This is a genomic window from Rhizobium sp. P1_E6 (assembly GCF_056405875.1).
Window position 1 is genome coordinate 40,085 of record NZ_JBFUBG010000022.1, and the last position, 21,341, is coordinate 61,425.

Here is a 21,341-nt window from a genome sequence, read left to right on the forward strand (position 1 = left end):
TTTTTCATCGCATAAGAAAAGGGGAATTTGACATGAAGAAATATATCCTGGCGGCCGCGGCCCTGACCATGCTGTCAGGCTCGGCCATGGCGCAGACCATCCTGACGGCCAATATCGAGCCGGCCACGACCTGGGTGCGCAACTTCAACCCGTTCAACCAGACCTCGTCGCGCCAGTCGACCCTCGACTTCATCTACGAGCCGCTGGTCGTCTTCAACCGCTTCGACAGCAACAAGCCGGTCTATCGCCTGGCCGAGAGCTTCAAGCTCTCCGACGACCTTAAGAGCATCGACTTCAAGCTGCGCCCGAACCTGAAGTGGTCGGACGGCAAGCCGCTGACCTCTGCCGATGTCAAGTTCACCTACGACTATCTGAAGAAATTCCCGGCGCTCGACTTCGTCAGCATCTGGAGCTTCATTACCGACGTGCAGGCCGTCGATGCCCAGACGGTGCGCTTCACGCTCGCCAATCCGAGCTCGCTTGCCGCCGAACAGCTGTCGCAGTTGCCGATCGTGCCTGAGCATGTCTGGAAGGACGTTGCCGATCCGGTCACCTACGCCAACGAAACCCCGGTCGGCAGCGGTCCGCTGACGGAAGTGCCGCGCTTCACCGGCCAGACCTACGACCAGTGCCGCAACCCGAACTACTGGKATGCCGAGCATCTGAAGGTCGACTGCATGCGCTTCCCGCAGCTTGCCGATAACAACCAGATCCTGACGGCGACGGCCGACGGCACGCTCGACTGGGGCGTCTCCTTCATTCCCGATATCGACAATGTCTATGTCTCGAAGGATCCGGCGCATTATCACTACTGGTACTCGCCAAGCAGCATGGTTGCTTTCCTGTTCAATCTCGAGACTTCGAACGAGGCCAACAAGAAGGCCTTCAACGACGTGAAGTTCCGCCAGGCGGTCTCCATGGCGCTTGACCGCAAGACGATGATCGATGTCGCCGGCTACGGCTATCCGACGCTGAACGAAGACCCGGGCCTGATGGGCGAGCTCTACAAGAGCTGGGCGGACCCGTCCGTCAAGGCCGACTTCGGCAAGTTCGCCGCCTATGACGCTGATGCCGCCAAGGCACAGCTCGATGCTGCCGGCTATGTCGACAAGGACGGCGACGGCCTGCGCGACAATCCTGACGGTTCGAAAATCTCCTTCTCGATCATCGTTCCGAACTCCTGGACGGACTGGATCGACACGGTCAACATCGCCATCGAAGGCATGCAGGCCGTCGGCATCGACGCCAAGATCGAGACGCCGGAAGAGGCCGTCTGGACCTCCGACCTCATCGACGGCAAGTTCGATGCGGCGATCAACAGCCTGCCGGCATCGGCCTCGCCCTACTATCCTTACAAGCGCGCCTTCAGCGCTTCGGACAAGGGCAAGACGCGCTTCACTGCGCAGCGCTGGTTCAACCCGGAAGTGGAAGATCTGGTCACCCAGTTCACGCACACGGCCGATCTCGACAAGCAGAAGGAAGCGATGAACAAGGCGCAGCGCATCGTTGCCGAAAACATGCCTGTCATCCCGGTCTTCAACAATCCGAACTGGTATCAGTACAACACCAAGCGCTTCACCGGCTGGTCGACCAAGGAAAACCCCTTCGTCAATCCGTCCATCTCGCGTACCAACCCGGCACGTCTTCTGAACCTGCTGGCGCTCGAGCCGGTCAAGTAAGCCATTATTACAAACGGCGGGAGCGGCGCGGCAAGCGCCGCTCCTGTTTTGACGGAGTCCCCATGGCCTTTCTGCTTCGCCGCCTCGCCTTTTACCTGGCGGCCTTCATCGCGGCAGCGACGATCAATTTCTTCCTGCCCCGGCTGATGCCGGGCGATCCCGTGCGCATCATGTTTTCGAGTGCGGGCGCCGAACTGCCGCCGGAAAGCCTGCAGGCGCTGAAGCTCACCTTCGGCTTTGTCGATGGGCCTCTCTGGCAGCAATATCTCACCTATCTCGGCAGCATCTTCACCGGCGACCTCGGCCGGTCGATCAAATATTTCCCGCTGCCGGTCACGTCGGTCCTCGGCCATGCGCTCGTCTGGACCGTCGGCCTGATGGGCACGGCGACGATCATCAGCTTTACGCTCGGCACCTTCCTCGGCATCGTCGCGGCCTGGCGGCGCGGTAGCAAATTCGACGTCATCGTCTCGATCGGCGCGATCTTCGCGACGTCGGTACCGGCCGTCGTCACCTCGCTGATCGTGCTCTTCATTTTCGGCTTTACACTCGGGTGGTTCCCGAACGGCTATGCGGCCGATCCCTCGCTCGATCCGGCCTTCAGCCTGCAATATATCGGCAGTCTGGCCTATCACGGCATCCTGCCGATGATCACGCTCTGCACCGTGCTGGTCGGCGGTTTCACCGTCACCATGCGCAACAACATGATCAACCTGCTTGGCGAGGACTATATCGTCATGGCCCGTGCCAAGGGTCTCTCCGACCGGCATGTGATGCTCTGGTATGCAGCCCGCAACGCGCTGTTGCCGACCGTGTCCAGCCTTGCCATCGCCATCGGCACCATTCTCGGCGGTTCGCTGGTGACGGAGGTCGTCTACAATTACCCCGGCCTCGGCAATATCCTCTACCAGGCGATCCTTGCGCGCGATTACCCCGTCATCCAGGGCCAGCTTCTGATCATGACCGCGACAATGCTGATCGCCAATTTCATCGTCGATGTCAGCTATGTGCTGCTCGATCCGCGACTGAAGGGAGCGTGAGATGAAAACCCTGCTCCGCAATCGCAAGGCGCTGATCGGCCTCGCCATCATCGCCTTCATCATCATCGTGGCGATCGCAGCACCCCTGCTGACGCATTACGACCCCGCCGCCCGGACCGGCCGTCCGCACCAGCCTCCGTCCGCCGAACATATTCTCGGCACGACGCGCATCGGCCAGGATGTCTTTTCCCGGCTGATCTATGGCGCACGCACCTCGCTTGCCGTCGGCTTCGGCGCCGGTCTCTTGATCACCGCTGTCGGCACGGCCCTCGGCATCATCTCCGGCTATCGCGGCGGCAAGATCGACGAGATCATCAGCTTCTTCACCAATATGGTGCTCGTCGTGCCGAACCTGCCGCTGCTGCTGGTGCTGGCGGCCTTCATCGGCCAGGCAAGCCCGCTCGTCATCGCGCTTATCCTCGGCGGCACGTCCTGGGCCTGGGGAGCACGAGTGACCCGCGCCGAAACGCTCTCCGTCAAGCAAAAGGACTACGTCAAATCGGCGGAGATGATGGGCGAGCCACAGTGGCGCATCATGACATTCGAGATCTTCCCGAACGTGATTTCCATCGTCGGCATCAATTTCATCGGTAGCGTCATCTTCGCGATCATCACCGAAGCGACGCTGGAATTCCTCGGTCTCGGYGACCCGCGCGTCGTGTCCTGGGGCACCATGCTTTATAACGCACAGAAGGCTTCGGCGCTGTCGGTCGGCGCCTGGTGGGATATTCTCACACCCTGCTTTGCGCTCGCCTTCCTCGGCATCGGCATGTCGCTGCTGAACTTCGCCGTCGATGAGATCGCCAATCCGCGCCTGCGTACCGGCAATCATCTGAAGCGCTGGTCCCTTCTCATCCGCTCCGGGGAGGGCCGCCTGTGAGCCAGCCGCTGCTTTCGGTCAAAAACCTTACGATCGACTATATCGGCGAGGAAAAGGATTTCCGCGCCGTCGACGATGTCAGTTTCGACGTCGCGCCCGGCGAGGTCTTCGGCCTTGCCGGCGAATCCGGTTGCGGCAAGAGCACGATCGCCTTTGCCATCAGCCGCCTTCACAAGCCGCCGGCGCTGATCCGCAAGGACAGCCAGATCCTGCTTGCCGGCCGCGACGTGCTGGACCTCGACCCGAAGGCGCTTGCCGCCTTCCGCTGGCGCGAAGTCGCCATGGTCTTTCAGAGCGCTATGAATTCGCTGAACCCGGTGCTGCGCATCGAAGACCAGTTCTACGACGTACTGCGCACCCACAAGGGCATGACGAAGGCGCATGCGCGCGAGCGCACTGCCGAAATGCTGCGGCTCGTCGATATCTCGCCGGACCGCATGCGCAACTATCCGCATCAGTTTTCCGGCGGCATGCGCCAGCGCATCGTCATCGCCATCTGCATGGCACTCGATCCAAAGCTCGTCGTAATGGACGAGCCGACAACGGCGCTTGACGTCGTGGTGCAGCGGGAAATCCTGCAGCGCATCAATGAACTCCGCAAGCAATTCGGCTTCTCGGTGCTCTTCATCACCCATGATCTTGGGCTGATGGTGCAGTTCTGCGACCGCATCGGCATTATGCTCCAGGGAAAGCTCGTAGAGCAGAACGACGCCGAGGCGATCTACAAGACGCCGCAGCACGACTACACCAAGAAACTCTGGGCCTCCTTCCCCTCGCTTCACGGAGGCGTGCTGCTATGAGCGATGCCATCCTCGCCCTCGATAAGGTCACGAAGACCTTCGGCCACGGCGATTCCGCCGTTCATGCCGCCCGCGCCATCTCGTTCTCGCTCCATGCCGGCCGTGCGCTGGCGCTGGTCGGCGAATCCGGCAGCGGCAAGACCACCTGCGCCCGTATGGCGATGCGCGAATATCTGCCGACATCAGGTCAGATCCTCTATAAGGGGCGCCCGGTCGAAGGTGCCAAGTCAGACGAAATCGCTCGCTACCGCCGCTCCGTGCAGATGATCTTTCAGGACCCCTTCGCCTCGCTGAACCCGGCCCATACGATCGCCCATCATCTACGGCGGCCGCTGAAGCTGCATCGGCCTGACATCCGTGGCAGCCAGATCGATACGACAGTGCGTGAACTGCTTGAGCGCGTGAAGCTCGATCCGGATCTTGTCGCACCGAAATATCCGCACGAGCTTTCGGGCGGCCAACGCCAGCGCGTCAATATCGCCCGCGCACTTGCGGCCCAGCCGGAAGTGATCGTTGCGGACGAGCCGACCTCGATGCTCGATGTCTCGGTGCGTCTCGGCGTTCTCAATCTCCTGAACGAGATGAAGAAGGAGATGAATCTCGGCCTGCTCTACATCACCCATGATATCGCCACCGCCCGCTATGTGGCGGAGGATATCGCGGTCATGTATTCCGGCCAGATCGTCGAATGGGGCAACACTGCCAAGGTGATCGACAATCCGCTGCATCCCTATACCCGCCTGCTGCTGTCAGCCGTGCCGGACCCGGATGTGCGCTTCGACGATCCACGGATGCGCCTGCAGCCGCAGGAAGTCGAGGATATCCGCCGCCGTTCCGCCGCACCGCAGGAACAGGTGGTGGAACATGAGCCGGACCATTTCGTGCGCGTGGTCTGAGCACGGCTTGCTGGCTTAGACCGTCGCCCTATGCTAGGGGACGGTCCCTTTCAGCGAGACGAAACCGCCATGCTCCCCTGGATCCAGCTCGATTCCGCGACCATTCCCGGCGATGGCGGTGAACTACGGCTGAAGCAGCGCGGTGCTGAGTTTTCCATCATGCTCGGCACCAACGAGCTGATGAACAGCCGCCTCAGCGGCTCTGAAGAAGCGCTTGCCACCCTGTCCTTCGAGCGGATCAAATCGCATCCGAAGCCGAAGATCTTGATTGGCGGGCTTGGCATGGGTTTCACCCTACGGGCTGCCCTTGCGGTCGTGCCGGCGGATGCCGGTGTCGTCGTCGCCGAACTGATCCCGGAAGTCGTTGACTGGGCACGCGGACCGATGGCGGAGGTGTTCAAGGGCTGTCTCGACGATCCGCGCGTATCGATCCATCAGGGCGATGTCGGCGAGGCGATCCGCGCCAGAAAGGCCGGCTATGACGCCATCCTGCTCGACGTCGATAATGGTCCTGACGGCCTGACACGCAAATCCAATGATCGGCTCTACGACTATGCCGGGCTGAAATCCGCCCAAGAGGCGCTGCGCCCCGGCGGCGTGCTAGCCGTCTGGTCCTCCGGGCCGGATGCGTCCTTCACACGACGGCTGAAGGAGAGCGGCTTTGTCGCGGATGCAGTCAATACGCGGGCCAATGGCAAGCGCGGCGGAGCGCGGCACGTCATCTGGCTGGCAGTCAAGCCCGGTCGTTGACGCATATCCCCGGCAATAAAATGCACCTTTATCAGCGAAGGCGACGAAAGCACGCGCAAGAGAGCTTGAGATTGGTGCGGTAATAATCGTATCCCATAGGCCGTGGATCGCGACGACGAGGAGGTCTCGCGGCCGTTCATCGGCCAGCACGCCATACTTCCGCATGCGGAGGCATGACGCGCTGGCCCTCGATTGGATACGGGTATGCGCCTTTCAGACTGCCATAACTTTCACGACTTCCGCCGCCTTGCCAAGCAGCGCCTTCCCGGGCCGATCTTCAACTATATCGACGGCGCGGCGGACGACGAGGTCACCTACAGGCGCAATACCTCATCCTTCGAAAGCTGCGATCTTCTTCCAAGCGTGCTGCGAGGCGTAAGCGAGGTCGACATGTCGGTTACCGTCATGGGCCAGAAGCTCGCCATGCCGGTCTATTGCTCGCCGACGGCGCTGCAGCGGCTTTTCCATCATGAGGGTGAACGGGCAGTCGCCCATGCCGCCGGCAAATTCGGCACGATGTTCGGGGTTTCCTCGCTCGGCACGATCAGCCTGGAGGAAGCGCGAAAGATCAGCAGCGGGCCGCAGGTCTACCAGTTCTATTTCCACCGGGATCGCGGCCTGAATCGCGAAATGATGGCGAGAGCCAAGCAGGCCGGCGTGCAGGTGATGATGCTGACCGTCGACAGCATCACCGGCGGTAACCGCGAGCGCGACAAACGCACCGGCTTTGCCATCCCCTTCAAGCTCAACCTCTCAGGCATGGCGCAGTTCGCCGTAAAACCCGCCTGGGCCATCAACTATTTCACCCATGAGAAATTCCGCCTGCCGCAGCTCGACAGCCATGTGGACATGGGCAGCGGCACTATGTCGATCAGCCGCTATTTTACCGAAATGCTCGACCCCGCCATGAACTGGGACGACGTTGCCGAGATGGTGAAGATCTGGGGCGGGCAATTCTGCCTGAAAGGCATCATGACGGTCGAGGATGCCAAGCGCGCCATCGATATCGGCTGCACCGGTATCGTGCTTTCCAATCACGGCGGGCGTCAACTTGATGGTTCGCGCAGCGGCTTCGACCAGCTCGCGGAAATCGTCGAGGCCGTCGGAGACCGGATCGATGTGATGGTCGATGGTGGCATCCAGCGCGGCACGCATGTGTTGAAGGCTCTCTCGCTTGGCGCCAAGGCGGTCGGCGTCGGCCGCTACTATCTCTTCCCGCTTGCGGCCGCCGGCCAGGCCGGTGTCGAACGCGCGCTGCTGCAGATGCGCACTGAAATCGAGCGCGGCATGAAGCTGATGGGGGCCGCTTCTGTCAGCGACCTCTCGGCTGGAAATCTGCGTTTCCGCGCCGCTTGAGACGAAGGCTTCGCCCATCGAGGGGCGTGGCTTTTCAGGCGCTAACGATCTCCCGGGGCGCAGAAGCACCTGCATCCTTCTGGCGCTCGCGGATGATCGCCGAGGCCTCGCGTGGGTTCGGGGGCAGCACGGCGTTCTTCAGGGCGATCGAATATTCGTGTTGCGGATTGTCGAGCACTGTACGCGCATCGCCGCTCTCCACCACTATCCCCCTGCGCATGATGATGACCCGGTCGGCGATATAGTAGGCGGTCGCCAGATCATGCGTGATGTAGATGACTGACACTTTCAGCGTATCACGCAGTTCGCGGAAGAGATTGACGATCGACATGCGCAGCGATGCATCCACCATCGACACCGGCTCATCGGCGACGATGAGCTTCGGTTCGGGAATGAGGGCGCGGGCGATCGCCACACGCTGCAGCTGCCCGCCAGACAATTCGTGCGAATAGCGTCCGCGGATTTCCGCGAGCGAGAGGCCAACCCGCTGTAGCGATATATCGGCAAGTGCCTCCCTGTCCGCCCGGCTTTTTGCGCCCTTGAAGCGATGAGCGGTGGAGAAAAGATATTCGTCGATGCGCGTCAGCGGATTGAATGCCTCGAACGGGTTCTGGAAGACCGGCTGAACACTCGTCATGAAGGCTTCGCGGGCGCTGCGGCTACGCATGCCGGCAACATCTGCGCCATCGAAACGGATCGTGCCACGGTCAGCCGTCTCGCTGCCGAGGATCATCTTGGCAAGCGTTGATTTGCCTGAACCGGACTCGCCGACGATCGTGAAAATCTCCGGCCGGCCGGTCTCCAGTGCGAAGCTGACCTGGTTCACTGCCGTCATCTTGGCGCGCGAGAAGAAGCCGCCGATCGGGAAGAACTTGCTGACATTGTCAAGCTCGAGAAGATGTTCGCCGCTCATTGGATCTTGTACTCCCCTGCCCTGAAACAGGCCACGCGCCCGCCGCTCGCACTCGGCTGYATGACCGGCACCTCCTTCGAGCATCTCTCGACCGCAATCGGACAGCGCGGGTGAAATCGGCATCCAGACGGCGGGTTCGAGAGCGCCGGCGGTTTGCCCTGCAGGCTCTTTCTGGTCTTCGTGTCGCCGATCCGCGGCAGGCTGCCGATCAGGTGGACCGTATAGGGATGCTGCGGGTTGTCGAAGATCGCCTGGGTCGGCCCTTCTTCGGCCAGCCGCCCGGCATACATGATGGCCAACCGGTCGGTGATGGCGGCATGCACGGACATATCGTGAGTTACGAAGATGACCGAGGACTGCATGCGGGTCTGCACTTCCTTGATCAGCGCCAGGACATCCTGCTGCACCAGCACGTCGAGCGCCGTCGTCGGCTCATCGGCGATGATGAATTCCGGTTCGCAGACGGTTGCAAGCGCAATGGTCAGTCGCTGGCGCATGCCGCCGGAGAGCTGATGTGGGAAGGCTTCGAGCACATGCGGATCGAGATGCAGACGGGCAAGATGCGCCTCTACCCGCTGGCGGAAAGCGGCCGGATCGAGGTTCATGTGGCGGAAGGCGAAATCGTTGAAGGCGTGCTTCACCCGGCGGACCGGATTCAGCACGTTCATCGAGCCCTGCATGATATAGGACAGATGGCGCCAGCGAGCGGCCCGCATTTTCTGCGGTTCGCCATAGACGTCGATCAGCTTTCCATCGAAATTGAAATTGACCGTGCCGCCCACGACCCGCATCGGCGGGCGGATGGCGCCGGCAAGCGTCTTGATGAGCGAGGTCTTGCCGCTCGAGGATTCTCCGGCGATGCCATAGATCTCGTTCTTGCGCACCGTCAGGCTGATGTCGTCGACGGCGCGGATCTCGCGCCGCACGCCGAAATAGTCGTTGACATAGTAGCATTTCAGCCCATCGATCGTCAGTGCGTCCTGGGATTTTTCGACGAGGGTCAAGGGCGCTTTCCTCAATAGGTTCTGCATCGTCTCATGCTCCCATCCGTGCCAGCCGCGAGCGCGGATCGATATATTCGTTGACCGACATGGCGAGCATGAAGAGGCCAAGGAACAGGATCACCACGAAGAGCATCGGGAAGGCGATCCACCACCAGACGCCGGCGACCATGGCGGAATGGGCATTGGCCCAATAGATCATGCCGCCGACCGTCGGCCGGTTGATGTCGGAAAAGCCGAGGATGGAGAGCGTTACCTCCAGACCGATCGCCCAGATGAGGTTATTCATCGTCGTGAAGAAGACGATCGGCATGACATAGGGAAGATGCTCGCGGATGAGGATCTGCGACGTGCGCATGCCCGAAAAAACAGCGTGACGCGTGAATTCGCGATGGCGAAGCGACAGCGCCACCGAACGGATAAGTCGGCTATCATGCGTCCAGCCGAGCAGGGCTGCGACGATCGCCAGCATCGACCAGGTCATCTGGTCGCGCAGCACGAAGACCAGGAGAAGCAGGATCGGAATATTCGGCAATGCGCCGAGCGTATCGTTGATGCCCATGATGATCTGGTCGGTGCGCCCGCCGATGTAACCGGAGACCAGCCCGACGACCAGCGCGATGAGGCGGCTGATGACAGCAACGATGATGCCGAAGAGGAGCGTGTTACGCAGCGATGCGCCGATCTGCCAGAAGACATCCTGCCCGCGCGACGTCGTACCGAACCAGAATTCGGCGGACGGCGGCATGTCGGGGATCACGACGTAGATGGCGTTCTCGTCATAGGGCGAGAAGAAGGAGGCGACGATCAACCCGACGATGATCAGGATCAGGATCGTCCCGAACAGGAATTCCTTGTTATAGCGGAGCAGGTCTCTGAGGATCTTGAACATCGCGGTTATCCCAGTTTCACGCGCGGATCGATCAGCGGGTAGATGATGTCGATCACGAAGACGGCCGAAGCGACGGCGATGATGGCAATGGTCGTCACACCGAGCACAAGGCTGTAATCGCCGGAATAGATGCCCGAGATCAAAAGCTTGCCGATGCCGGGATAGTTGAAGACGAATTCGACGATGACGGCACCACCGAAGACATTACCGAGGCTGAGCGCCAAGCCGGTGACCTGGGGAAGCATGGCGTTGCGCGCCACATATTGCGAAAAGATACTGCGCGAACGCACCCCGCCGAGTTCGGCATAGACCACATGGTCATCGGTGACGATGTTGGAAACCAGCGAGCGCATGGAAATAAACCAGCCGCCGATACCGACGAGCACCAGCGTCAGCGCCGGCAGGATGCCGTGTTCGATGACCGATCCGATGAAAGCCAGGCTGAAGCCGGGCGCAAGGTTGACCTGGGCGCCGTCGCTGATCGGCAGGATCGGCCAGATGAAACCGAAGAGAATGACCAGGCTGAGGCCGATGATGTAGGTCGGGATCGGCTGCAGCGCCATGATCACGATGCCGGCGAACTTGAGTAGCCGGCTGTTGCGGAAATAGCCGGCGAGCGCGCCGAGCAGATTGCCGATGATCCAGGCGATGATCGTTGCGAGCGACAACAGCCCGACGGTCCAGGGCAAGGCGCGGCCGATGACGGTCATGACAGGCGTCGGGAAAGAGGACAGCGAGGGGCCGAAATCGCCCGTCAGCACCCGCCCCCAGAACGTGAAATACTGGTCGAGGAGAGGACCGCCGGTTCCATAGAGTTCCCGCAGCGACTCGCGCAGGATTTCGACCGCCTTCGGATCGGTCGAGCCGAAGCTCGTCAGCAGAGACACGGTCTGTTCCACAGGATCGACCGGCGAGAAATGCGCGATCAGGAACGCGAGCGTGATGCCGGTGCCGACGACAAATAGGAACTGCAGGAAACGCTTGCCCGCATAGATCAGAAAGCCATTCATGGCATCCACCCTCCAATAGCAGAAGGGGAGCGGCCGGCAGCCCGGCCACGCCCCATATCGACGCGATCAGTTCTTGGGAGCGTCCGGATTGGCCTTCAGGCCGACAACCATATAGCGGATGTTCGACCAGTTCGGACCCGAGGCGGAATAGGGGTTCTCAGCGCTCGGATAATTGGTCCAGTAGGTTGTGTCGAACGGCGCGAACTTGTTGTAGGCCATCAGCGGGATCATCGGCATCTCTTCGACAGCGAGCTTCAGGAAGTCCTGGCCGACCTTCGTGACATCAGGAGAATCGAAGGCGATCGACCGGTTTTTCGCGATCAGCTGGTCGAGGCGCGGATCCTGCCAGCGCTGCAGGTTTCGCGGCGGCTGAATCTGGCCGACCGGCTTGATGAACTCCGAATGGTAGCTGTCCAGGAAGAAGGACAGATCCGGATGGCCTCCCCAGGTTTCGATGCTCCAGTAGATCGCCGTTTCGAAATCGCCGGTGCTCAGACGCTGGCCGTTCGTCGGGCCGGCGACGTCCACCTTCGTGGCGATGCCGTTCTGGCTCCATTGCTGGGCGATGACCGTGCCGGCACGGGCAAGGGTCGGAATGGCGTCACCCTCCACCTGCAGGCGGATCGTGAACGGCGTGCCGTCAGGCTTCATCCATTGCTTGCCATTCTTCTTGAAACCGGCTTTCTGCAACAGTTCGGTCGCGGCCTGGACATCCTGTTTCCACCAGCCGAAGCCGAAGGTGCGCTGCAGCTGTTTCGGATCGGTCGGAATCTGGTCGCCCCACTGGCCGCGGACCATTGTGGCGATTTGCGCGGAGATGTTGGGATCATAAGGCTTGATCTTGCGGCTGCCGGTATCAAGCTCGAAATTGGTGAGCCAGTCCTGCATCGGCGCATAATAATCGTCCGGCGCCGAGCCGGTCGGCGGTGTGGCAAGGGCCGCAAGATTGGCGGCCCCGCGATAGGAGCCGAGCGCCACGGCGCGGATATCGATCATCAGCGCCAGTGCCCAGCGGACATCCTTGTTGTCGTAGGGCGCCTTCTTCGTGTTGAAGAGCACCGACGGCAGGGTCGGATCGGGATGGGCAAAGGGGAAGCCCTTCAGCCAGGAGGCGACGCTCTTGCTGTCGCGCATCATGGCGAACATTCCCTCTGGCGCCATGTCATTGATCACATCGAGGTTGTGATTGCGCTGCTCGATGACGCGAGCCTCTGGATTTCCGGCAGCACGATAGACGACATATTTGACCTGCGGCGGCTCCTTGGCGGCCATGCCGATCGAACTGCGCTGCCAGTCGTCACGCAATTTCCAGATGGTCCAGTTGCCACCCTTGTCATAGCTCTGCAGCACGTAGGCGCCGAGCGAGACCGGCGGGTTGTTCTTGAATGCCAAGGGGTCGCCCGCTTTTTCGAAGACGTGCTTGGGCATGATCCAGGCGGCGTTCCAGCGCACAGTAAACAGTGTGTGGAAGCGAGAATTGGGTTTCTTCAGATGGAAGACGACCGTCTGGGGATCGGGATTCTCGATGCTGGCGACGTTAACGGTGAAAGGGGCGCTCCAGGACATGCCCGGATGGTCGATCTGCGTCTGGACAGTATAGACCACATCGTCACTGGTGAATTCGACGCCATCGCTCCAGTAGATGCCCTTGCGCAGCTTCACGGTCATCTGCGTGAAATCGGCATTATAAGCAGGAGGCTCCGTCGCCAGCGCATTCTGCCAGGCATCCGGACCACCTTCGGGATTGATGAACCACAGCGTATCGGTCGTCAGTTGCTGCAGGCCGTTGAGATTGGCCGCACCACCGCCGCCCGGTGCCCAGACGTTGAACCAGTCTGCATTCTGTTGCGGCGTGCCCTGAATGATCAGCGTTTCATTGCGCGGAATGCCGGCAATGAAATCCTGCGCGTAGGCAGGGAGGGCGGCGAGAGACAATAGGGCAATCACTGCAAATCTAGGGAACTTCATCGGACGCTCCTCCTCCTCGGCCCGCATGGGCGGGCGCTTCCCGTAATCCGTTATCGATCGCGTTCCGGCAAAAGCGCCTGCATAGGGATCTGATGACCCGTATGACTCCTCCAAACGCTTAGCCTCGCTGCAGCATTTATCGACAATTTTTCACCAAACGGCAACAGGTAATTTTAAAAATGCCCAAAACTCTTGGTATTCCGGGCATTTTCTAACTCTAATACAAGTGTGACTTTTTATATTATTGACAAAATGGTCATTTCGCATAGCTTTTGCGACGAGCGCGGCGCCCTCCCAAGACAGCCGCACCTCATCACCATATCGGTCGGCTGGCCCTCGGGGGGAGGCTGAGGCATGACCGTTCAAGAGGAAAAGACGATGACGAGTTCCTATGACGTGACCATCAACGTTCACGCCGGAAGGCCGACCGGGCCTTATAAGCCGCTGTGGAACTGGTTCGGTTACGACGAGCCGAACTACACCTATTCTCCACACGGCAAAAAGCTCCTGAAGGAGTTGACGGAGCTCAGCCCCGTCGCACCACGCATTCGCGCCCATAATCTATTGACGAGCGGCGACGGTAAGCCGGCCCTGAAATGGGGCTCGACCAATGCTTACACAGAGGATGCGAACGGCAATCCGGTCTATGACTGGACGATCATCGACCAGATCTTCGACACCTATGTCGAGGCCGGCAACATACCGCTGATCCAGATCGGCTTCACGCCGGAAGCGCTTTCCAATTTCGACGGCCCCTACAAGCATGATTGGGAGCCGGCCGACAAATATGCGACGATCACCACCGGCTGGACCGCGCCGCCCAAGGACCTGAAAAAGTGGGGCGACCTGATCGAGGCTTGGGCACGGCATCTTGCCGACCGCTACGGCGAAGACGTCGTCTCTTCCTGGCCCTGGGAAGTCTGGAACGAGCCCGACGGCCATTACTGGACCGGTACGATCCCGGAATTCTGCGCCATGTATGACGCAAGCGCGCGCGCCGTGAAGCGCGCCCTGCCGAAGGCGCGCGTCGGTGGCCCGCACACCTGTGGTGCCTTTGCCAATGAGAAGGCGCAGACTTTCCTGCGCGCCTTCCTGCGCCACGTCGTCGAGAACAAGCCGCCGCTCGATTTCATCGCTTTCCACGCCAAGGGAAATCCGGTCATCTACGACGGCCACGTGCGCATGGGCCTGCACAAGCAGTTGCGCGATATCGAAACCAACCTCGCCATCATCAACGAATTCCCCGAACTGCGGCACTTGCCTGTCGTCATCGGCGAATCCGATCCGGAGGGATGCGCGGCCTGCTCGGCCCGCGTGCACCCGCAAAACGGCTATCGCAACGGCCCGCTTTACGGCGTCTATGTCGTCGAAAGCATGATTCGTACCTACGAATTGTCTCGCCGCGCCAATATCGAAATCGAGGGCGCCGTCACCTGGGCCTTCCTCTTCGACGACCAGCCCTATTTCGACGGCTTCCGGGATCTGGCGACCAACGGCGTCGACAAGGCGGTGCTGAACGGCTTCCGCATGCTCGGCAAGCTCGACGGGCAATGGCTGGAATCAGACAGCGACTATCGCCGCGATATCGAGGACATCATGAGCCACGGCGTTCGCGACAAGCCCGACGTCAATGTCGTGGCGACCCGTGACGACAAGGGCGTCTCGGTTCTCGTCTGGCACTATCATGACGATGACGAGGCAGGCCCCGCTGCCGAGGTCAGCCTTTCGATCGATGGCTGGGGCAATCGTCCGGCTGCGCTCAAGCACTTCCGCATGGACGAACAGCACTCCAACTCCTTCCGTATCTGGAAGGAAATGGGCAAGCCGCAAGACATCGAGAGCACGGACTACAGCAAGCTCGAAGCCTCCGGCAAGCTCGCAGAGATCGACGACAAGGCATCGGTCTCCGTCACGGACGGCAAGATCGATCTGCATTTCTCCCTACCGCGTCAAGGCGTGTCTCTCCTACGCCTGGACTGGTGAGACGGCAGGCCAGAGGGAGCGCAATCCTCCAAATTGCGCTCCCTGATTCCCCCAGAAGATCAGGCTCGCGGTCCTTCCTTTCTCGATCGCGCGCCGCCGCAACAAACCACTGTTGGAGACATCAGCCGTCTGCCAGTGGCATTTCGCTCTGCGCCGAATGCAACCAACCTCCCGGCACGTTGTAGTGCCGCGCACCCGCAAACCCGCCTATCGCAACACCACCGGCAATGCTCCGCTGATGGCCAGGGCCGCGCGCGCCGTTGCCATAATCCACAGTTCACATCAACCGGAGACCTTTCACCACAAACAGGTTTACACTCCATAATTAACATGTTAGTCATCCCGTACTGACATGAAGGAGATCAATTGGTGACGGGGTTTGGTTTGTCGGTCGCATTGGCGACGCCTTTCGAGAGCAGCGGTGCGATTGCAGCTGAGGTCATGCTCGCTCAGGCAAAGCGGAGCCTGGATTCAGGCTGCGCCAGCGTCACGCTGTTCGGAACGACCGGCGAAGGGGCCTCGATCGGCACCCAGGAACGGGAACGGATTCTCGACGCATTTCTCGCCGACGGTATCCAGCCCTCCCAGATTGTCGTTGGCGTCCTCGTCGACGCGGCTGAAGATGCCGCCCAGCAGATCTCGCAGGCGCTCTTGAAGGGTGTACGCAACATCCTGCTGGCGCCGCCCTCCTATTTCAAGAATGTGAGCGACGACGGCCTGTTTGCCTGGTTTGCCGATGTGTTCGCGCGGGTGGGAAGCAAGGCGCGTGACGTCCTCGTCTACAATATTCCGTCGGTGACGATGGTGGCCTTGAGTATCGATCTGATCGGACGCCTGCGAACCGCGTTTCCTTCGGTCGTCACCGGTGTCAAGGACTCCTCCGGCGACTGGCCCTATACGGAAACGCTTTTGGGCAAACATGGCGACCTCATCATCCTGATCGGCGACGAACGGCATCTTGCCAAAGGCGTGCGCATGGGCGGCCAGGGTGCGATTTCGGGCATGGCGAATTTCGCCCCTGATGAAGTACGGTCGATGGCTGTCGACGGCAATGACGATCCGCGCGTCGAACGCTTCGTATCGGAGCTTCTGAAGCATCCCGTCACGCCGGCTGTAAAAGTCATGGTGTCGAAGATGACGGGCGATGATACTTGGCTTGCCGTTCGCCCGCCTTTGACGTCAATCTCCGCCGACGGCAGGCGCGAGCTTGCTCTTGCCTTTGATGGACTTTTCCGCACAAAGGCAGCATAGCGGTCATGTACGAGGAGAGCCCGATGGATGGAGCTGACGAGCAGCCGACGCTGAGAGAAAAAGCTTATGAGAGCTTTACCCGGCATCTGCTGGCGCGTGACGTCCGTCCTGGGCAATTCGTCTCCCAGCGCAGGCTCGTCGAGTTGACCGGCTTGACGCTCGGCGCAATCCGCGAGCTTATTCCACGCCTTGAAGCGGAAGGGCTCATCAAGACCGTGCCGCAACGCGGCCTGCAGATTGCCCATATCGATCTCAATCTCATCCGTGAAGCCTTTCAGCTCCGGCTTTTTCTCGAAAAGGAGGCCGTTGCGATCTTTACGCAAACGGCCAGTGACGAGACGATTGGCGGAATGCTGAGCGAGCATCGCGAGATCATGTCGGCAATCGAAGGCGGCAATCATTCGCATGATCTGGAGGTTCGCGCCCAGGCGGTCGACTGGGGCATGCATGACGCCTTTATCGATGCGTTGGGCAATACCATCATTTCCAACGCCTATCGCGTCAATTCGATCAAGATGCGCCTGATCAGCCAGGAACGCTTCCGCATCGACGGCCGCGTCGGTCCCGTCATGGGAGAGCACCTTCGTGTGCTTGAGGCGATTGAACAGAGAAATGCGGGAGAGGCCGTTGATGCCCTTGCCGCCCATATCAATCACGCACGAAGTCGTGCGCTGAGACTATAGACTGACGCCTGCGGTGAGGAGATCGCGGGCCACACAAGAGGAGGAGAGCAGCATGCCATCGTCATTCATTCATCCGACACGTCGCCACTTTCTGGCGGGATCGGCGGCCATCGGTGCTGCCGGGCTTCTCGGCATCAAGCCCGCCTCTGYGGCTGTGGACTGGAAGCGTTTTGCCGGAACAACCCTTGAGGTCAACCTCGTCAAGAGCCCGCGCAGCGAAACGATCCTGAAGTATCTCAGCGAATTCGAAGCGTTGACGGGCATCAAGGTCAATGCCGAAGCAACACCCGAACAGCAGCAGCGCCAGAAGACCACGATCGAACTGAGCTCGGGCAAGCCGAGCTTCGACGTCGTGCATCTCAGCTATCACGTCCAGAAGCGGCAGTTTGAAAAAGGCGGCTGGCTTGCCGATATCAGCGGCTTCGTCAAGGATCCCTCGCTGACCGACCCGTCGCTGGTCGAGAGCGATTTTGCTGAAGCCGGCCTGCAGTTCGCCAAGGATTCGCAGGGTGTCCTGCGCTCCCTTCCCTTCTCGGTGGATTACTGGATCGTCTATTGGAACAAGGAACTGTTCGAAAAGAAGGGCCTTTCCTACCCTTCGACCTTCGACGAAATGGCCAGCGCCGCCGAAGCTCTGACCGACAAGTCCTCCAACACCTACGGCTTCGTTGCCCGCGGCCTCAAGAATGCCAATGTGCCCGTCTGGACGACGCTGCTGCTTGGCTACGGCTCAACGCCGCTTGGACCTGATGGAAAGCTGCGCACGACATCTGACGAGGCCGTCCAGGCAGCGACAATGTATCAGCGGCTGATGACGAAGGCGGCACCCGTCGGCGTTTCGGGTTTCAACTGGGCAGAAGCGCAGTCGGCCTTCCTGCAGGGCAAGGTCGGCATGTGGCTGGACGGCGTCGGCTTTGCTCCGCCGATCGAAAACCCCGAAAAGTCCCGCGTGGTCGGCAAGGTCGGTTACGGTGTCATGCCGAAGGGACCGAAGGCCCAGGCCGCTGCAACGACGGGTGACGGTATTGGCGTCACCGCGGCCAGCAAAAACAAGGAAGCAGCCTATCTGTTCTGCCAGTGGGTCGTTTCCCACGAAATGGGTGCACGCCTTCTGCAGGCTGGTGCGGGTGTTCCGTTCCGTAACTCGATTCTCGAAGATCAGAAGGTTCGCGAAGGCGTCACCATGCCGAGCGCCTGGGTCGATGCGGTCGTGGGCTCAGCAAAGGTTTCGCAGCTCGCCCTGCCGGTCATCATTCCGGTCACCGAGTTCCGCGACATCTACGGCGTCGGCCTGACCAACATGATCAGCGGCGCCGATCCGGCAGCAGAACTGAAAAGCGCAACGGCGCAGTTCGAACCCGTATTGGCCCGAAGCGAGGGATAATGGCGTCCGTAAGCATGGAAACCACGCGGTCGAAAGGCACCGTAAATGGCCGGAGCAAGCCTGGCAGGCTTGCTCCGAACTACTGGCCCTTCGTTGTCCCGGCACTCGTCGTCATTGCCGCGGTCATCGTCTTCCCGTGGGTGTTCACGCTCTGGATGAGCGTGAACAGCTGGACGCTGGGCCAGTCGGTGGTTTTCGCGGGGCTGGACAATTACAGCCGGCTGCTGGTGGACATGCGCTTCTGGGAATCGCTGTGGCACACCACGCTCTATACGCTGCTTGCGGTCGTCGCCCCGCTGTTTCTGGGTACACTGGCAGCCCTGATTTTCGACGCGCAGTTTCCGTTCCGCGGATTGCTGCGCGGCATTTTCGTCATGCCGATGATGGCGACACCCGTTGCCATCGCGCTGGTCTGGACCATGATGTTCCACCCGCAGCTCGGCGTGCTCAACTACCTGCTCTCCCTGATCGGAATCGGGGCCCAGGAATGGATCTACAATCAGATCAGCGTGATTCCTTCGCTCGTGCTGGTCGAAACCTGGCAATGGACGCCGCTGATCATGCTCATCGTGCTTGGAGGGCTCGCTGCCGTTCCGCGCGAACCCTATGAAAGTGCCGAGATCGACGGGGCAAATGCGTGGCAGAAGTTCCGCTATCTGACACTGCCGATGATAGCGCCCTTCCTGATGATCGCCGTCATCATCAGAAGCATCGATGCGGTCAAGAGCTTCGACATCATCTATGCGATGACGCAGGGCGGTCCCGGCACGGCCTCCGAGACGATCAACATCTATCTCTATAATACGGCCYTTTCCTATTACGACATCGGCTACGGGTCGGCGATGGCGGTCGTGTTCTTCATTATCATCGTCGCGCTTTCCTTCGTGCTGATGATAGTCCGGCAGCGCGCCAACTGGTCCGACACGGAGTCACGCTGATGAAACGCAAGACGATCGACCGCATCGGGCTGCTGTTTGTCGCCCTTGTCATGGTCTCGCCGGTCATCCTGTTTTTCCTCTGGATGATTTCGCTGTCGCTGAAATACGAAATCGACAACGGCGCCTACCCGCCGATATTCATCCCCGAGCGTTTTGCCTGGACGAATTACCTGAAGGTTTTCGAGGAGAACAATTTCTTCCTCTATTTCTGGAATTCCGTGTTGGTGACCGGTGGTGCGACTTTGCTTGCTCTGCTTATCGGCGTGCCCGCCGGCTATGGAATTGCGCGCCTGAAAGCGGAGCGGTCGGCGATGGTCATCATGATCGCCCGCATGACGCCTGGCCTGTCCTTCCTGATACCGCTTTTCCTGCTGTTCCAGTGGCTCAACCTTCTCGGCACGCTCTGGCCACAGATCATCATCCATCTCGTCGTGACGGTGCCGATCGTCGTCTGGATCATGATCGGCTATTTCGAGACGACACCGATGGAACTGGAGGAGGCAGCCAGCATCGATGGGGCGACATCCTGGCAGGTTTTCCGTCTGGTGGCGCTGCCGATTGCCAGGCCCGGCATCGTCGTCGCCTTCATCCTGTCGGTCATTTTCTCCTGGAACAACTTCGTGTTCGGCATTGTGCTTGCGAGCCGCGAAACCAGAACCCTGCCCGTCGCGGTCTACAACATGCTGTCATTCGAGCAGGTCAGTTGGGGGCCGCTTGCCGCGGCCGCGCTGATCGTCACGCTACCCGTGCTGGTGCTGACGATGTTTGCGCAAAAGCAGATCGTCGCAGGCCTGACGGCGGGCGCCGTTAAGGGCGGCTGAACCAAGCACCGAAAGGGACAATCAACATGGCTAATGTGAACATTCGAAACGTCCAGAAGCGCTTCGGTGCCGTCAACGTCATCCGGGACATCAGCGTCGACATCGCCGATGGGGAGTTCGTCGTTCTCGTCGGCCCGTCCGGCTGCGGCAAGTCTACCCTGCTGCGCATGATCGCCGGGCTCGAAGAGATGAGCGACGGAGAAATCCGGATCGGCGTCCGGGCCGTCAGCAATCTGCGGGCGCGAGACCGGGATATTGCGATGGTCTTCCAGAACTATGCGCTCTACCCGCATCTCAGCGTCGCCGACAATATGGGCTTTGCCCTGAAGCTGAAGAAGACGGATGCGTCGGAAATTTCTCAGCGGGTCAACAAGGCCGCAGGCATCCTCGGCCTCGAAAAGCTGCTCGATCGCTATCCGAAACAGCTCTCGGGCGGCCAGCGCCAGCGCGTCGCCATGGGCCGCGCACTGGTGCGCGATCCGCAGGTCTTCCTTTTCGACGAGCCGCTTTCCAATCTCGACGCCAAGCTGCGCGTGCAGATGCGTGCCGAAATCAAATCCTTGCATCAGCGCATCAAGACAACGACGATCTACGTCACCCACGACCAGATCGAAGCCATGACGATGGCCGACAAGATCGTCGTGCTGCATGACGGCGTGATCGAGCAGGTCGGAGCTCCGCTTGAGCTTTACGATCGGCCAGCCAACCTCTTCGTTGCCGGTTTCATCGGCTCACCGTCGATGAATTTCATCGATGGCAGGATCGAAGAGGGTGTTTTCCGGACGGAGAAAGGCCTGACCTTGCCATTGCCTGATAGTATCAAGAGTGCGCCGCCTGCCGGCCAGTTGATCTATGGTATCCGCCCGGAGCATATTCGCGCCAGCCAGGGCGGGATTGCCGGTCGCGCCGAGATCGTCGAAGGAACGGGATCGGAAATCTTTGCCAAGCTGGATTGCGGCGGCGAACAGATTTCTTGCCTCTTCCGCGAACGTTTGGCGATCAATTACGGCGACACCGTCTCCATCTCGATCGATCCGGCAAGCGTCCATCTCTTCGACAAGTCGACTGGTCGGCGCGTTTGAACCCGATCGCTCCT

General features: G+C 60.4%; 19 protein-coding genes. 14 read left to right on the forward strand and 5 right to left on the reverse strand.

The window, feature by feature from the left end:
• Positions 1–32 precede the first annotated feature (32 nt).
• The 7 genes from AC1D35_RS14030 to AC1D35_RS14060 all read left to right on the forward strand — a co-directional run bounded on the left by AC1D35_RS14030 (position 33) and on the right by AC1D35_RS14060 (position 7,401).
• The gene (locus tag AC1D35_RS14030; RefSeq protein ID WP_477938731.1) at positions 33–1,679 is read left to right on the forward strand and encodes an ABC transporter substrate-binding protein; all 1,647 of its coding nucleotides are present in this window, start codon (positions 33–35) and stop codon (positions 1,677–1,679) included.
• 62 nt (positions 1,680–1,741) lie between these two features.
• Positions 1,742–2,719, forward strand: a complete 978-nt coding sequence (locus AC1D35_RS14035) for an ABC transporter permease (protein WP_115037685.1) — start codon at positions 1,742–1,744, stop codon at positions 2,717–2,719.
• 1 nt (position 2,720) lies between these two features.
• The gene (locus tag AC1D35_RS14040) at positions 2,721–3,599 is read left to right on the forward strand and encodes an ABC transporter permease (RefSeq protein ID WP_477852023.1); all 879 of its coding nucleotides are present in this window, start codon (positions 2,721–2,723) and stop codon (positions 3,597–3,599) included.
• Positions 3,596–4,399, forward strand: coding sequence for an ABC transporter ATP-binding protein (locus AC1D35_RS14045; protein WP_477852024.1), 804 nt, complete (start codon positions 3,596–3,598; stop codon positions 4,397–4,399). Before AC1D35_RS14040 ends, AC1D35_RS14045 begins: the two co-directional genes overlap by 4 nt.
• On the forward strand, positions 4,396–5,295 hold the full coding sequence (locus AC1D35_RS14050; protein WP_477852026.1) for an ABC transporter ATP-binding protein: 900 nt from the start codon (positions 4,396–4,398) through the stop codon (positions 5,293–5,295). Before AC1D35_RS14045 ends, AC1D35_RS14050 begins: the two co-directional genes overlap by 4 nt.
• A gap of 69 nt (positions 5,296–5,364) precedes the next feature.
• Complete coding sequence (locus AC1D35_RS14055) at positions 5,365–6,045, forward strand: spermidine synthase (protein ID WP_477852028.1); 681 nt, start codon at positions 5,365–5,367, stop codon at positions 6,043–6,045.
• 204 nt (positions 6,046–6,249) lie between these two features.
• Positions 6,250–7,401, forward strand: a complete 1,152-nt coding sequence (locus AC1D35_RS14060) for an alpha-hydroxy acid oxidase (RefSeq protein WP_477852029.1) — start codon at positions 6,250–6,252, stop codon at positions 7,399–7,401.
• Positions 7,402–7,435: 34 nt separating this feature from the next.
• On the opposite strand, the gene AC1D35_RS14065 is transcribed toward AC1D35_RS14060, so the two are convergent.
• The 5 genes from AC1D35_RS14065 to AC1D35_RS14085 form a co-directional block, all read right to left on the reverse strand.
• Positions 7,436–8,314 (reverse strand): ABC transporter ATP-binding protein, encoded by an 879-nt coding sequence (locus tag AC1D35_RS14065; protein ID WP_477852030.1) that lies wholly within the window; start codon positions 8,312–8,314, stop codon positions 7,436–7,438.
• The gene (locus AC1D35_RS14070) at positions 8,311–9,345 is read right to left on the reverse strand and encodes an ABC transporter ATP-binding protein (RefSeq protein ID WP_477938735.1); all 1,035 of its coding nucleotides are present in this window, start codon (positions 9,343–9,345) and stop codon (positions 8,311–8,313) included. The genes AC1D35_RS14065 and AC1D35_RS14070 overlap by 4 nt, the downstream gene beginning before the upstream one ends.
• Positions 9,346–9,349: 4 nt before the next feature.
• On the reverse strand, positions 9,350–10,207 hold the full coding sequence (locus AC1D35_RS14075) for an ABC transporter permease (protein ID WP_113308887.1): 858 nt from the start codon (positions 10,205–10,207) through the stop codon (positions 9,350–9,352).
• 5 nt (positions 10,208–10,212) lie between these two features.
• Entirely contained in the window at positions 10,213–11,217 is a 1,005-nt protein-coding gene (locus tag AC1D35_RS14080; RefSeq protein ID WP_477852032.1) for an ABC transporter permease, read from the reverse strand.
• A gap of 66 nt (positions 11,218–11,283) precedes the next feature.
• Positions 11,284–13,185 carry an ABC transporter substrate-binding protein gene (locus tag AC1D35_RS14085; RefSeq protein ID WP_477852033.1) on the reverse strand — a complete coding sequence of 634 codons (1,902 nt, stop codon included), beginning with the start codon at positions 13,183–13,185 and terminating at the stop codon, positions 11,284–11,286.
• Positions 13,186–13,539: 354 nt separating this feature from the next.
• Between AC1D35_RS14085 and AC1D35_RS14090 the strand changes: the two genes are divergently transcribed.
• The 7 genes from AC1D35_RS14090 to AC1D35_RS14120 all read left to right on the forward strand — a co-directional run bounded on the left by AC1D35_RS14090 (position 13,540) and on the right by AC1D35_RS14120 (position 21,327).
• Positions 13,540–15,168 carry a GH39 family glycosyl hydrolase gene (locus AC1D35_RS14090; protein ID WP_477852034.1) on the forward strand — a complete coding sequence of 543 codons (1,629 nt, stop codon included), beginning with the start codon at positions 13,540–13,542 and terminating at the stop codon, positions 15,166–15,168.
• Between the two features lie 366 nt (positions 15,169–15,534).
• Entirely contained in the window at positions 15,535–16,419 is an 885-nt protein-coding gene (locus AC1D35_RS14095) for a dihydrodipicolinate synthase family protein (protein ID WP_477852035.1), read from the forward strand.
• A gap of 23 nt (positions 16,420–16,442) precedes the next feature.
• Positions 16,443–17,102: a GntR family transcriptional regulator gene (locus tag AC1D35_RS14100; protein WP_113308883.1), complete on the forward strand. Its 660-nt coding sequence runs from the start codon at positions 16,443–16,445 to the stop codon at positions 17,100–17,102.
• A gap of 52 nt (positions 17,103–17,154) precedes the next feature.
• Positions 17,155–18,486: an ABC transporter substrate-binding protein gene (locus tag AC1D35_RS14105; protein WP_477938739.1), complete on the forward strand. Its 1,332-nt coding sequence runs from the start codon at positions 17,155–17,157 to the stop codon at positions 18,484–18,486.
• A complete protein-coding gene (locus AC1D35_RS14110; RefSeq protein ID WP_477938741.1) occupies positions 18,486–19,424 on the forward strand; it encodes a carbohydrate ABC transporter permease in 939 nt (312 codons plus the stop codon). The genes AC1D35_RS14105 and AC1D35_RS14110 overlap by 1 nt, the downstream gene beginning before the upstream one ends.
• Positions 19,424–20,245, forward strand: a complete 822-nt coding sequence (locus AC1D35_RS14115; protein WP_113298710.1) for a carbohydrate ABC transporter permease — start codon at positions 19,424–19,426, stop codon at positions 20,243–20,245. Before AC1D35_RS14110 ends, AC1D35_RS14115 begins: the two co-directional genes overlap by 1 nt.
• A gap of 26 nt (positions 20,246–20,271) precedes the next feature.
• A complete protein-coding gene (locus AC1D35_RS14120) occupies positions 20,272–21,327 on the forward strand; it encodes an ABC transporter ATP-binding protein (protein WP_477938743.1) in 1,056 nt (351 codons plus the stop codon).
• Positions 21,328–21,341: the final 14 nt, after the last annotated feature.